7 protein-coding genes, 6 tRNA genes and 1 rRNA gene are annotated in these 14,228 nt (G+C 33.8%); 2 read left to right on the forward strand and 12 right to left on the reverse strand.

All coding sequences use genetic code 11. From position 1 onward, the window contains the following. Nucleotides 1-7: 7 nt before the first annotated feature. Nucleotides 8-442 (forward strand): PTS sugar transporter subunit IIA, encoded by a 435-nt coding sequence (locus CD113_RS09040; RefSeq protein WP_002461726.1) that lies wholly within the window; start codon nucleotides 8-10, stop codon nucleotides 440-442. Then, nucleotides 442-1,545: a mannitol-1-phosphate 5-dehydrogenase gene (locus CD113_RS09045; RefSeq protein WP_002461724.1), complete on the forward strand. Its 1,104-nt coding sequence runs from the start codon at nucleotides 442-444 to the stop codon at nucleotides 1,543-1,545. Before CD113_RS09040 ends, CD113_RS09045 begins: the two co-directional genes overlap by 1 nt. Before the next feature lie 237 nt (nucleotides 1,546-1,782). Here the strand turns inward: CD113_RS09045 and CD113_RS09050 are convergent, their stop codons facing one another. The 12 genes from CD113_RS09050 to rrf all read right to left on the reverse strand — a co-directional run. Beyond that, nucleotides 1,783-8,745, reverse strand: a complete 6,963-nt coding sequence (locus CD113_RS09050; protein ID WP_002461722.1) for a SasC/FmtB family protein — start codon at nucleotides 8,743-8,745, stop codon at nucleotides 1,783-1,785. 365 nt (nucleotides 8,746-9,110) lie between these two features. Further along, entirely contained in the window at nucleotides 9,111-10,466 is a 1,356-nt protein-coding gene (gene glmM, locus CD113_RS09055; RefSeq protein ID WP_002461721.1) for a phosphoglucosamine mutase, read from the reverse strand. A 29-nt stretch (nucleotides 10,467-10,495) separates the two neighbouring features. Continuing rightward, the gene (locus CD113_RS09060; RefSeq protein WP_002461720.1) at nucleotides 10,496-11,428 is read right to left on the reverse strand and encodes a CdaR family protein; all 933 of its coding nucleotides are present in this window, start codon (nucleotides 11,426-11,428) and stop codon (nucleotides 10,496-10,498) included. 1 nt (nucleotide 11,429) lies between these two features. After that, a complete protein-coding gene (gene cdaA / locus CD113_RS09065; protein ID WP_002461719.1) occupies nucleotides 11,430-12,239 on the reverse strand; it encodes a diadenylate cyclase CdaA in 810 nt (269 codons plus the stop codon). Nucleotides 12,240-12,396: 157 nt separating this feature from the next. Next, the gene (rocF, locus tag CD113_RS09070) at nucleotides 12,397-13,305 is read right to left on the reverse strand and encodes an arginase (protein WP_002461718.1); all 909 of its coding nucleotides are present in this window, start codon (nucleotides 13,303-13,305) and stop codon (nucleotides 12,397-12,399) included. Between the two features lie 321 nt (nucleotides 13,306-13,626). Beyond that, a tRNA-Lys gene (locus tag CD113_RS09075) sits at nucleotides 13,627-13,699 on the reverse strand. 3 nt (nucleotides 13,700-13,702) lie between these two features. Continuing rightward, a tRNA-Gln gene (locus CD113_RS09080) sits at nucleotides 13,703-13,777 on the reverse strand. A gap of 8 nt (nucleotides 13,778-13,785) precedes the next feature. Continuing rightward, nucleotides 13,786-13,869 (reverse strand) — tRNA-Tyr (locus CD113_RS09085). 21 nt (nucleotides 13,870-13,890) lie between these two features. Beyond that, a tRNA-Val gene (locus CD113_RS09090) sits at nucleotides 13,891-13,966 on the reverse strand. Between the two features lie 7 nt (nucleotides 13,967-13,973). Beyond that, a tRNA-Glu gene (locus tag CD113_RS09095) sits at nucleotides 13,974-14,045 on the reverse strand. 1 nt (nucleotide 14,046) lies between these two features. Then, nucleotides 14,047-14,121: transfer RNA gene (locus CD113_RS09100), tRNA-Asn, on the reverse strand. A 17-nt stretch (nucleotides 14,122-14,138) separates the two neighbouring features. Further along, nucleotides 14,139-14,228 (reverse strand): 5S ribosomal RNA (rrf, locus tag CD113_RS09105); the annotation flags it as partial.

Below are 14,228 nucleotides of genomic sequence, written 5' to 3' on the forward strand. Positions count from 1 at the left end.
ATTAAACATGAGTGAATTATTTAGTAATGACAATATCTTTTTAAACGTTAACGTAGCAAACCAAAACGAAGCTATCGAAAAAGCAGGACAAGCATTAGTTGATAGTGGTGCAGTTACTGAAAGTTATATTCAAGCTATGAAAGATCGTGAACAAGTAGTTACAACATTTATGGGTAACGGCTTAGCAATCCCTCACGGTACTGACGAAGCAAAATCAAGTGTATTACAATCTGGTTTAACTTTATTACAAATCCCAGAAGGCGTTGATTGGGATGGCGAAGAAGTTAAAGTTGTTGTTGGTATCGCTGGTAAAGATGGTGAACATTTAGACCTACTTTCTAAAATCGCTATTACTTTTAGTGAAGAAGAAAATGTTGATCGTATTATTAATGCAAAATCTGCAGACGAAATCAAACAAGTATTTGAGGAGGCAGATGCATAATGAAAGCAGTACATTTTGGTGCTGGTAATATTGGTCGAGGATTTATTGGCTATATTCTAGCAGATAATAATATTAAAGTTACTTTCGCTGATGTCAATGCTGAAATTATTGAAGCGTTACAAGAACAACATGAATATGATGTTATCTTAGCAGATGAATCAAAAACGACGACACGTGTTAATAATGTAGATGCTATTAATTCTGGACAACCATCAGAAGAGTTAAAACAAGCCATTCTTGAAGCAGACATTATCACTACAGCTGTTGGTGTTAATATTTTACCAATTATTGCCAAATCATTTGCACCATACTTAAAAGAGAAAAAGAATCACGTTAATATTGTCGCATGTGAAAATGCGATTATGGCAACTGATACACTGAAAAAAGCCATTCTTGATATCACTGGTCCATTAGGTGATAACATCCATTTCGCTAACTCTGCTGTAGATAGAATTGTGCCATTACAAAAAAATGACAACATTTTAGACGTGATGGTTGAACCTTTCTATGAATGGGTTATTGAAAAAGATGCATGGTATGGCAAAGAATTAGAACATATTAAATATGTAGAAGATTTAACGCCTTATATTGAACGTAAATTATTAACTGTTAATACTGGACATGCCTTCTTAGCTTATGCAGGTCAATTTGAAGGTAAAGCTACGATTTTAGATGCAGTGGAAGATAGTTCAATTGAAGCAGGTTTACGTCGTGTATTAGCTGAAACTAGTAAATATATTACAGACCAATTTGATTTCACTGAACAAGAACAAGCTGCTTATGTTGAGAAAATTATCGGTCGATTTAACAATTCTTACTTATCAGATGAAGTGACACGTGTAGGTCGTGGAACATTGCGTAAAATTGGTCCTAAAGATAGAATTATTAAACCATTAACTTATCTGTACAACAACGATTTAGAACGTACTGGTTTATTAAATACCGCAGCATTATTATTAAAATATGATGATAAAGCTGATCAAGAAACAGTTGAGAAAAATAATTATATTAGTGAACATGGTCAAAAAGCTTTCTTAAAAGAATATGCTAAAGTTGATGATGCCCTTGCTGATGAAATTATTGAAGCATACAACAATTTATAATAAAAAAACTTGAGACATGGTCTTCCTGAGTATCGTGATTATGATACTTGGGAAGACTTTTTTTGTCTCAAGTTTATCTAAGTTTGGTTCTGGTTTGATTGACACAGTGCGATATTATAGCGTGAGTGATCACGTCATCGAACCTTACAGTTGAATGAATAAGCTTCGTCTAGGACACTTTAACTATAGCTTTTCCATTGTTGTACTATCAAACTATTTAGTTATTCAATTGTAGGTTTACTTTTCTGATTGTTCGTCTTTTTTTGTAAATCTTCTTATTAAGAATGCCATTCCAGCACCAAGTGCTAACTCTGCATAAGGTAAATCATCAGTATATGTCACACCAGTTTTAGGCAATTCTTTTTTCTCTCGTTTCACTTTGTCTTTTGTTTCTGTTTTGTCAGTTACAGTTGTTTTGTGAGTAGTGTTGTCGCCACTTCCTATGTTGTCATCAGCTTTACCTTGTTTACCAGGTTCGCCATTTCCGTTTCCAGTGTTGCCACCTGTATCTACTTTACCTTGTTTACCCGGGTCTTTACCTGATTTGTCAGGGCCCTCACCTGGTTTCTTAGGGCCTTTACCTTGTTTGCCAGGATCTTTACTTGGTTTCTTAGGACCTTTACCTGGTTTCTCAGGGTCTTTTGGATCTGGTTTATTTGTTTCGTTATTACTTGGTTGTTCAGTTCCACTATTATTCGGTGTTGTTGCTGCATTAGGATCCGGTTTATCTGTTGGTTTCACTTCTGTAGTATCAGTCGGTTTATTTGTTGGTGTATTAGTTGGTTGTTCAACACTACTATTATTTGGTTGACCTGTTCCATTATTATCCGGTGTTGTTGTATTAGTGTTATTAGTTGATGCTACATCATTGTTATTTGGTTGTGCGTTTCCGTTATTATCTGGTGCCACAGCTCCATTATCATTTGGTGTCGGGTTAGTATTATTGTTTGGTTGTGTGCCATTATTAGTTTCATCAAATGGAATAATTGCTTCAATTGAATGAATTGTTGCATTTTGAAGCTCTGTAACTTCGGCATCTGTTTTAGCTTTAGCTAGATCTTTTGTAAATCTTTCACCGCTTCTAGCTAAATCTTGCAATGCCGTTTGTTTTGATTGTTCAGAAACATTTGGCGTATTTTTAATGTCTTCTTTTTGTCTTTCTATTGCTTTATTTACTTCATTTGTAGCATTTTGTTTAGCATGGTAGTCAAAGTTTTGTTTCGTGATTTCTGCTTTAGCTTCGTCTTTAACTTTGTCCACACCAGCATTAGTAGTTTGTGCATTTATATTATCAGTTGCTGTAGATAAAATGCCTTCTAACGCATTTGTATAAGCTTCTTTTTCATCAGTAGTTGCATTGTCATTATTGTTAGCTGTTGCTTCTAATTGATCAAGTAATGATTCAAGTTCATCAATAGCTTGTTGTTTATGTGTATCTTCTACTTGAATATTATCTAATGCTACAAGTCCATCTTGTTTAGCTTTATCAACGGCATCATCTGTTGTTGCTGCATTAATTTTAGCTAGTGCATCATCGCTATACTGTTTTACTAATGCTAATGATGAAGCTTTTTCTTCATCAGTTAAAGCATCATTATCATTTATTTCTGCTTTAATTTCATCTGCTTTCGTATCAATTGCTTTTGTCGCATCAACTTTATTTATTGTTGCTAATTGAATAGCTGCAATAGCTGCTTTACCTTGAGACAATGCTTCATCTACATCACTATCATCTGCTGCATTATTAATTTTTTCTAATGTATCTTGAACAATCGCTTCTACATCATTTGCTGCTTGTTGTTTTTCTTCTTGAGTAGCGTGATCATTTTCTAAAATTTGATCATTTTTTTGATCGGCAGCATGGTAAAGATCATCAGTTGCAGTTTGTTTTTTAGTGAATTGTGGTTCGAAACCATTAATATTAGTAATACCTTCATCTTTTTGAGTTGCGACATCTTCTGCAGTTGTCGCTTGATTAATTTTTTGAATATCTTGTTGTTTTAAATTATCTAGTTGTTGTTTCGCTTGATTTACTTCACTTGCAGTACTATTAATTGCCGCTTCAATATCTGCAACTTTTTGATTATAAGCATTTTCAATATCTGCAATAGCATCTGCTTTAATTGTGCTAAGTGTTTTAACAGCTTGAATTTGATTAGTGGCATCTGCAACAATAGCATCTACATCAGCATTTGCTTGTGCTTGATTAATTTTTTCTTTAGCTCCGTTTAATAAGTCGATAACTTGTTGCTTAGCATTTGCAATATCAGCTGCTGATGCGTTTGGTGTTTGATCTAAGTCAGCTTTTTTATTATTAGCAACTGTATCTAATGAATTCTTAGCAGTTGCCTTTTTCGTTACAGTTGGTTGTACTGCATTGATTTCTTGATTAATAGCATCTTTCGCTGCATTCACTTCTTGCGTTGAGTTTGCTGCATTAATTTTGTTTATACCATCGACATATATTTGACTAGCACGACTAGCAGCTTCATTCGCTTCTTCAGTTGTAATATCAGCTGTTTTTGATATTTGATCTGCTTTATTTACTAAAGTTTGTTTAATTTCATCTTTTGCTGCAGTTTTAATATCATGTGCCGCATTAATATTATCTAAATCTTGCAATCCTTTATCTTTAGCTGCATTAACTTCTTCTACTGAATTAGCATTAGTAATTGATTGGATAATAGTTGCTTGTTGTCCATCTAGTTGTTGTGTTGCTGTAGCTTTTTCTTCTGTTGTGGCATTAGAGTCATTTTGAATTTCTACACGCTTTCTATTAACTCGATTATTAATTTCTGTCTTAGCATAATCTTTAATTGTCGTATCTGCATTAATACCATTAATATTGTTAATTGCTTCATCTTTGGCAGCACTAACTTCTTGAGCAGTAGCTGCATTTTGAATTGCTAAATCACCTTGTTCTTTAGCCTGATTAATTAATTCTGTAGCTGCTGCTTTTTCTTCTGTTGTTGCTGAATTATCAGCTTCAATAGTTTGTTGTCTTGCTGTAGCAGCTTGTGCCAAATCGTTTTTAGCAGCTGTTTTAGTTGTTGTTGCTGGTTGAACAGCTGAAATGTCAGCTAATCCAGTTGTTTTAGCAGTGTCGACATCAGCATCTGTTGTTGCTGCATTAATATCGTTATTAGCTTTTGTTACAGCTTGTTGTAACTGTTGAAGTGCTGCTTCTTTTTCTTCTGTTGTGGCATCAGCATTATTATTGATTTCTGCTGTTTGACTATTTTGTTGCTGCGTAATTTCTGCTAATGCATCACGTTTCTTACGTACTTGTGGTTGTAAGTTATTAATTGCATCTGTAGCACTTTGTTGTGCTGTATCTACTTGTGCATTAGTTGTTGCTTGATCTATTGCTGCTTTACCTTTAGTTACTTCGCCATCAACTAATGCTTCACCTGCAGTCTTTTCTTCTGTTGTAGCATCAGCTAAACCTTGAATTTGTTGTTTTTTAGTGTTTGCTTGATTATCTAGTGCAGTTCTTGCATCATTTTTCTTAGTAACAGTTGGTTGTACTTGAGCAATCGCATTTTCACCATTTGTTTTAGCAGTTTCTACATCTGTTTGTGATGCTGCATTATCAATTGCCGTATCAGCTTGTTGTACTGCGGCATCAACTTGTTGGTCTGCTGCATCTCTTTCTTCTGCAGTGATATCAGCTGTAGCTGCAATTTGAGCTTTACGTTCTTCCGCTTTAGTTTGAATAGCTTGTTTAGCTGTAGATTTAATCGTTGTTGCTGGTTGAATAGCAGTTATTTTAGCAATTTCTGCAGCTTTAACATTATCTACATCTTGATTTGATTGTGCTGCATCAATGGCATTATCTGCAGCTGTTTTTGCAGCTTGTAGTTGTTGTTCTGCAGCTGCTTTTTCTTCAGTAGTAGCTGCATTATTATTTTGTATAGCTGTTTGTTGTTCTTGTACTTTTTGATCAATATCAGCTTTAGCATTTGTTTTAACTTGATGCTCAGCTTGCACATTATTAATATTTTGAATGTGTGTTGTCTTAGCGTTGTCTACATCTGCTTGTGCTGCAGCTTGTTCTATTGCTTCATTTGCCTCTGTTACAGCTTGTTGAACTTTTGCTTTTGCTGCATCTTTTTCATCTGTTGTTGCTGCATTATCTTGATCGATGTCATTATTTTTTTGAGTTGCTGCTTGTTCTACAGCAGTCTTAGCTGCTGCTTTATATTGAGTTGCAGGTTGTACTTGGTTAATTTCATTTATACCATTTGTTTTAGCTGTTTCAACTTCAGCATTTGATTGTGCTTGATCAATGTTAGTATCAGCTTGTTGTTTTTTATTATCTAAGTCAGTAATTGCTGCTGCTTTTTCTTCTGTTGTGGCGTTTTGGTTGTCTGTTATTTCTTGTTTATGTGTAGTATAAGCCTCATCAACAGCTGTTTTAGCATTTTGTTTCGCATTTATATCTGGTGTACTGCTATTGATTGCTTGGATACCATTATTTTTAGCTGTTTCAACTTCTTGATCCGTTTGCGCTTCAGTAATAGCATCAAGTGCTGCTTGTTTAGCTTGTTCTACTTCTTCATTCGCTGCTGTAATTTCATCTGTTGTAGCATTTTGAGCAGTAGCATTATTATTACTTTGTATTTGCTGTGTTGCTGCTTGTTCTACAGCAGTTTTAGCATTCGTTTTGATAGTTGTTGCTGCCGTAATTGCTTTGATTTTCGCAAGTTCTGCATCTTTAGTGTTGTTAACATCTTGTCTCGTTGTTGGCGTTTCAATTGCTTTAAGCGCTGCTTCTTTTGCTTTATCAATCTCAGCAATAGCTATCGCTTTTTCACTATCAGTGGATTCTTTGCTATTATTAACAACTTCTTGTTGATTTGTTGCAGCTTCATTGATTGCGTCGATTGCATTCGTTCTAACATATGAATCTGGTACCACATTATTAATATTATTTATTGTGTTATCTTTTAAAGTCTCAACCGCTTCGTTAGTATTCGTACTATTAAGTGTAGTTAACGCATTAACTTCTATATTACCAATTGTTGCATTAGCAACGTCTTTTTCTTCTTGAACAGGTGCTGTTAATTTTTTAATCTCTTGTTTCCGTTTAGCAACTGCTTTGATAATAGCATTTTTAGCAGCTTGTTTGACTGTTGGCACTGCAACATCTGCAGCTAAAGCATTTAACCCTGCATCTTTGGCAGTTGTTACACCTGCAGCAGTCGTTTGTTGGTCAATTTGATTGATAGCTGCTTGTTTGTCATTATTAATTTTAGTTGTAATATCTGCAATCTCTTCTTGAGTCAATTGATTATTTTGACTATTTGTCGTAATCATTTGTTGCGCTTTATTGTCTAATTCAGTAATTGCAGGTTGTTTTTCAACTAATTTATCTTTTAATTCTTGTACTAATTGATCAATTGCTGCTTGTGATTTACGTTGATCTAAAGGCACATTATTTTGTTCCTCATTTAACACTTGAGTAGCTTGTTCTTTAAGCTTGTTATATTCAGCGATAGAACCAGCTGTATATTGATTCGCATCAATTGCTTGGTCTACTTGAGCTTGTAGTGCTTCTTTATTCATGACTACATCAGTTGTATAAGGATCAGTTACTAATGTTACTACAGGGCTATTCGCAGCATTCATTAAGACATCTGCAGCTGTTTGATACGTTAATTTATCATTAAAATGAATTTGTTGTGGTGTTGGAACATTATCAATATTCACTTTATAAGTTAGTTTAAGTGACTTTTCAGGGAATAATACTTCTTTAGTATGTGTATTGTTCTCTGTTCTTACACCTTTACTCGTAAAGGTAACAGTATTAGTTGTCTTATCATATTGTTCAGCCATTGGTAATAGTTTAGTACTATCATTATTACCAACAGGGAATGATGTTGATAATGAATTAGCTACATATGATACACCTTGAGGTAAAGTAACAGAATATACAAATTGACCATCTTTTAATGATGCACCGTAATTACCATTATTTCCAATTTCAGCATTGATGACATAGTCTTTTTGATTTGTTGCTGTTGGATTTAATTCTCTTTGTTTCACATATAAATGTGATCCTGAATGTAATCCTACATTATCAATGAATGAATAATATTTATAGCCATCTTTGTTTGTTGTAATTCTAGTTGCGTCAGCTACTGCTGCATTATCTGGTAAAAATTGTAATGCTAAATGATCAACGTCTACTGGAACTTTAAATAAATGTGATACGCCTCTAGTTCCAACATTGACTTTCGCTAATTCTGTATCATTTTTAGCATCTTTAATAACAAAATTAGTACTACCTTGTTTGCTATTTGTTTGCATAGTTGTAAAATCTACAACTAATTCAGAACCTGGTTTAACATTAACCTCTTTGGAGATACCGTTAAAATCTCCATGGTCATTATTATTGTCAGCTTTTACCCTTCCTAGAACTAATACATTACCAGACGCTTGATAGTTTTGTGGACTATGTTTATCAAACATATCACTTCTTCTTAGATTTGAATTCACAAATCCGACTTTACCATGATCAACTAAAGTATAACCATCTACATTATCTTTAATTGTAACTGTAGGATTATTTCTGTCTTTATCCGTAACGATAGAAGGATCATCAAATGTTAATACTGTGTTGATGCTACCTTGGCCAGTATTATTTTCATTCGGATCTTGTTGTTGAACTTTAGGTGGCACTGGTGCTGCAGGAGCTGTGGGCGCTACAGCATTAGGTGCTGGTGAAGCCGCATTGTTTGGTGCTGCAGGTGCTGCATTGTTTGGCGCAGCTGGATTAGCTCCTACATCACGTTTACGACGTTTTAGAACTTTATCGTGATCACCTTGAGCTGCTAATCTTAGGTTTTGAGTGTCATTTTGTCCTGTTGTTGTATTAACAGCATTATCATTTTTATTAGTTTGTGCTACTTGGTTTCCACCATTAGATACAGCATTATTACCATTGTTATTTAATGATTGAGCAGTAGTAGCAGTTGATGATTGCACAGTATTTGGTGATGTTACATTTCCTGCTTGTGTCCCATTTACTGGTTGGACAGTTACTGTATTATCTAATTGATTAGCGTTTGATGGTTGTTCAGCTGCAGATGCATGAGATGTATTAGCAGTTATAAAGGTTACTGTTGCAATTAATGTTGAAAATATACCAACATTGAATTTTCTGATACTAAATTTTTGTTCTCTGAATAGATTCATTAAGTCATCCTCCTAGTTGTGAAATTCTCGTTGTCAATGATGTGCTTAATCAATTAGCTAATGATAAATAGATTGCGCGTCAGAAAATATAATAACAAAACAATACTATTTATTTCTTATTAATTTTATCATCAATATATATTGAATACTAGTGTATCTTATATTAAATAATGATGACTATTATGAATTTTTTATTACTGCTTCGTTAATCATGTTTTTCATTTTAAGATATAAAAAGTGGAACAAAATTCAATAGCTAAATTGATTTTTGTTCCACTTATGTTATTGCTATCTTTGATTCAAAGATATTATGTTTAATTTACTATATCAGTATTACTAAACAATCAAGCATGATTTATCTACGCTTAATTTTCAAGTCCCATTTTTTCTTTAACTACATCTGCAATTTGTTGCGCATATCTTTCTGCATCTTCATCTGTAGCTGCTTCTACCATTACTCTTACCAATGGTTCTGTTCCGGAAGGTCTAACTAAAATTCTACCTTCTCCATTCATTTCAACTTCTACCTTAGTCATTACTTCTTTAACATCTATATTTTCTTCAACACGATATTTGTCCGTTACTCTAACATTGATTAAAGATTGAGGATATTTTTTCATTTGTGCAGCTAATTCACTTAAAGTTTTACCTGTTAATTTAATCACTGATGCTAAATGAATACCAGTTAATAGACCATCACCTGTAGTATTATAATCCATCATAACAATATGACCAGATTGTTCACCACCAAGATTATAATTTCCTCGGCGCATTTCTTCAACTACATATCTATCGCCAACTTTAGTTTTATTAGATTTGATACCTTCACGTTCTAAAGCTTTATAGAATCCTAAATTACTCATGACAGTTGACACAATCATGTCATTATTTAGTTCTTGGTTTTTATGCATTTCTTGACCAATAATAAACATAATTTGGTCTCCATCAACAATTTGACCTTTTTCATCAACAGCTATGATTCTATCTCCATCGCCATCAAATGCTAAGCCAAAATCACTACCTGTTTCTAATACTTTTTCAGCTAATTTTTCAGGATGTGTTGAGCCACATTGTTCATTAATATTATAGCCATCAGGGTTACAGCCAATTGTTTCAGTATCTGCTTCTAAATCCCCAAATAAAAATGGCGCTAATGATGATGTAGACCCGTTGGCACCATCTAAGACTATTTTTAAACCTTCAAAATTAACATCAACTGTTGATTTTAAATAACTTAAATATTTTTGTGCACCTTCAAAATAATCTGAATAATGTACAATTTCATTGCCTACTGGTCTAGGTAGGTCTGGATTTTCTTGATCTAATAATTCTTCAATTTCATGTTCTTGTTCATCTGATAATTTGAATCCATCTGAACCGAAAAACTTAATGCCATTGTCTGCTACTGGATTATGTGATGCAGAAATCATTACTCCTAGTTCTGCACCCATTTCTTTTGTTAGGTATGCAACACCAGGTGTAGATATAATACCTAAGCGCATGACTTCAGCACCGATTGAAATTAAGCCAGCTATTAATGCTGATTCAAGCATTTCACCTGAAACACGTGTATCTCTACCTACAAGAACACGAGGATGTTTTTCACCTTTATTGTGTGCTAATACATAACCACCGTATCTACCTAATTTGAATGCTAATTCTGGTGTTAATTCTTGGTTAGCTACTCCTCTTACTCCATCTGTTCCAAAATATTTTCCCATTGTCTTTACTCTCCTTTAGAATATTCGACTTATTTAACGTTAATATAAGCTTTTGTTTCACTTGGATCTGCTTTCGACACATTATCCGGTAAATTTATACGTACTGTTTTTTCAGTAGATTCTGATATACCGTCTAAGTCTACTTCTGCATCTACCTCACTTATATTTTGTAAGTCATCACGACTACCATAAATTTCGATTTCTTTATCATCTAAATCGATAGAACTTAATTCTTTACCATCAGCTAAACTACCTTTTTGTTTAACATGTAGCTTAACTTTTTTGCTAAAAGGTTCAACTAAAACTTTCAAATTAACATCATTAGGTTGAATCGATACATTTATTTTATTTAAATTTTTATCTAGTGCTGTTATTTCAGCATTATCTTTTGTATCACTATTAATGTCTTTGTGATTTTTAAATGTTGCTTTTAAATATGCAATATCTTGCAATTGTTGTTTACCACCAGTAACTTTAACAGTTTGTGGTGAAACTTCCTGTTTCTTAATTGTATAAAGTGGATCAATATCATCTGTACTAACATCAGGTTGAACTGTCATATTTTTAGTAACCTTATCCTCTAAAGTAATATTGGCTACTTTAGGTTTTACAGAGTAGCGAATTTCATCTCCTAAACCTTTAACCTGATATTTTTCTTGATATTTACCTGCTTTGGCATTTGATAAATCTACAGTGACTCTCAAGTCTTCTGGATTTTCTATCTTGATAATTTTAGATTGTGGGCCTGATATTGTTACATCAACTGTTTCAGGTGCCTTAGTTAAATGAAGTTCTTTAGTATTATATAAAATTTCAACTGGCACATCTTGAATTGTCTTATTCGTTTTTTGAGAAATATTACCGGTATTAAAAATATTACCAAAAACATTATTAGCAGATAAAAAGAAAAATAGTGCTAATAGCAAGGCAATAAAACGTAAGCCCCATTTACTTTCTAACATATTACTTCACACCTTTCTTTTGAAAGTGTGTGCCAAACCAATGTTCAGTAAGCAACTCTTCAAATACTTCATTAGAAACTTCTCGTCGTAATTTACCATCAAATGTAACAGAGATATCTCCAGTTTCTTCAGATACTATAACTGTAAATGCATCTGATACTTCTGAAATACCAACTGCCGCTCTATGTCTAGTACCTAAACTTTTTGAAATTTTAGCACTATCAGATAATGGTAAATAACTTGCTGCTGCTGCAATTTTTGTACCTTGAATAATCATTGCACCATCATGTAGCGGGGTATTAGGAATAAATACATTAATCAATAATTCTTGAGAAATATTTGAATCCATTGCTATACCTGTTTCAATGTAATCTTGTAAACCAGTTTCCTTTTCAAAGACAATTAAAGCACCTATGCGTCTCTTTGCCATGTACTGTATAGCTTTAGAGACAGACTGAATTAATTTTTCTTCATCCTTATTATAAGTATTCGTTGTATATCTCTTTAAGAAACTTCCTCTACCTAACTGTTCTAATGCCCTTCTAATTTCTGGTTGGAATATAACTATTAAAGCTAATACACCCCATTGTATGACTATATCAAACAGTTTCGATGTCGCATTTAGATTTAAAATAATACTAACTTGTTGGCCTATAACAATTACTAAAATACCTTTAAGTAACTGTATTGCTTTAGTTCCCTTAAAAACAGTAATGAGAAGATAAAGTACATACCAAACGATAAGTAAATCAAGTACAGTTGTTACAATTTTTAAAGTACTAAGATTTTGAAAAAAATTGGAAAAATCCATAACATCTCCTCCGGGTAATATTTTTCCATAATATCTATTATACCAATGATTTATATCACTGTCATACGAACACATTTTAAAAATTAGAATTTTATTAATTTAGCAATTTAAAAAACGTTTAAAGTCATATAATATAACTTTAGACGTTTCAACTTTATTATAATAATGTTTCACCAAAAAATGTACCTAATAATGAAACAGCTTGTTCCGCAGTACAATTGTTTTGATCAATCAAAGGATTAACTTCAACTATATCCATAGATGATACTAAGTTAGATTGATGTAGTATCTCTAAAGCAAAATGACTTTCTCTATATGTAAGTCCTCCCATGACTCTCGTTCCTGTGCCAGGTGTTTCTATTGGATCAAGGGCATCAACATCTAACGACAAATGTAACCCATCTATATTACGTGATTTTAAATATTCCAAAGCATTTTCAATGACTGCTTGTATACCTAATTTATCAATATCTGCCATTGTAAATGTCTTTATATTTTTATCTTTAATAAATTGTCTTTCACCATAATCTAAATCTCTCATTCCGATAAGAACGATATTATCTGTTTTAACTTTAACTCCATAACCGTTGATATTAACTAGTTCATCAGGTCCTTCACCTGTAAGTATTCTCAAAGGCATACCATGAACATTTCCAGATGGTGATTCTTCAGGCACATTTAAATCGCCATGAGCATCATACCAAATGACACCAAGGTTATTATAATGTTTACTAACTCCTGAGATAGAGCCGATTGCAATAGAATGATCTCCACCTAAAATTAATGGAAATCTATTATTTTCTATGGACTCTGATACTTTATTATTTAAGTTATTAGTAACTTCTATAATTTCTTGAAAATTACGCATACCTGTTTGATTGCTGTGAAATTTTTCAACATCAACTAGAGGAACGTCAATATCTCCTTTATCTTCAATATCCAAATCTAATTGTTTTAAACGTGATAACAATCCAGCATACCTTATTGCTGTTGGACCTAAATCAACTCCAAGTTTTCTTTGACCAAAAGTTGATGGTACACCAATAATATCTATAGCTCTTGTCATAATAAACACCTCAAATAATATGTATATAATATTAGATTAATGTATACGCTTACATAATTCAAGCACTTATTTTAAGGTCGTTGACCTTTAATGAGTTGTCATAGAGTTTCAAAAGTAATCTATAAAAATCAAAATATTAATGAATTTGCTATATGTCACATCACCTCTCTATGTCTAACTATGATTATAAATTATTGCCCTATAACCATTTTGTAGCAAAGACCCTTGATGCGCTCTATAATGGTTTGTGCTTCAAATTTAGGTAACATTTTAACTTTTAGAGCAAACAAAAAACACTTTCCAAAAGGAAAGTGTTAGCAGTGAGCCATAGAGGATTCGAACCTCTGACCCTCTGATTAAAAGTCAGATGCTCTACCAACTGAGCTAATGGCTCTAATGGCTGGGCTAGCTGGATTCGAACCAACGAGTGACGGAGTCAAAGTCCGTTGCCTTACCGCTTGGCTATAGCCCAATTATAGATGGTGGAGGGGGGCAGATTCGAACTGCCGAACCCGAAGGAGCGGATTTACAGTCCGCCGCGTTTAGCCACTTCGCTACCCCTCCGACATATTAAATTAATCAAAATGGTGGAGAATGACGGGTTCGAACCGCCGACCCTCTGCTTGTAAGGCAGATGCTCTCCCAGCTGAGCTAATTCTCCAAAATAATGACTCCTACGGGACTCGAACCCGTGTTACCGCCGTGAAAGGGCGGTGTCTTAACCGCTTGACCAAGGAGCCATGGCTCCACAGGTAGGACTCGAACCTACGACCGATCGGTTAACAGCCGATAGCTCTACCACTGAGCTACTGTGGAATAATAATTAATTATTTGCCTGGCAACGTCCTACTCTAGCGGAACGTAAGTCCGACTACCATCGGCGCTAAGGAGCTTAACTTCTGTGTTCGGCATGGGAACAGGTG

It is taken from the genome of Staphylococcus simiae (assembly GCF_002902085.1).
Lineage (GTDB): Bacteria > Bacillota > Bacilli > Staphylococcales > Staphylococcaceae > Staphylococcus > Staphylococcus simiae.

What these genes read in the sequence shown, in the direction of transcription:
- CD113_RS09040 (WP_002461726.1), top strand. Translation starts at nt 8, where the DNA reads ATGAGTGAATTATTTAGTAATGACAATATCTTTTTAAACGTTAACGTA.
- CD113_RS09045 (WP_002461724.1), top strand. Translation starts at nt 442, where the DNA reads ATGAAAGCAGTACATTTTGGTGCTGGTAATATTGGTCGAGGATTTATT.
- CD113_RS09050 (WP_002461722.1), bottom strand. Translation starts at nt 8,745, where the DNA reads ATGAATCTATTCAGAGAACAAAAATTTAGTATCAGAAAATTCAATGTT.
- glmM (WP_002461721.1), bottom strand. Translation starts at nt 10,466, where the DNA reads ATGGGAAAATATTTTGGAACAGATGGAGTAAGAGGAGTAGCTAACCAA.
- CD113_RS09060 (WP_002461720.1), bottom strand. Translation starts at nt 11,428, where the DNA reads ATGTTAGAAAGTAAATGGGGCTTACGTTTTATTGCCTTGCTATTAGCA.
- cdaA (WP_002461719.1), bottom strand. Translation starts at nt 12,239, where the DNA reads ATGGATTTTTCCAATTTTTTTCAAAATCTTAGTACTTTAAAAATTGTA.
- rocF (WP_002461718.1), bottom strand. Translation starts at nt 13,305, where the DNA reads ATGACAAGAGCTATAGATATTATTGGTGTACCATCAACTTTTGGTCAA.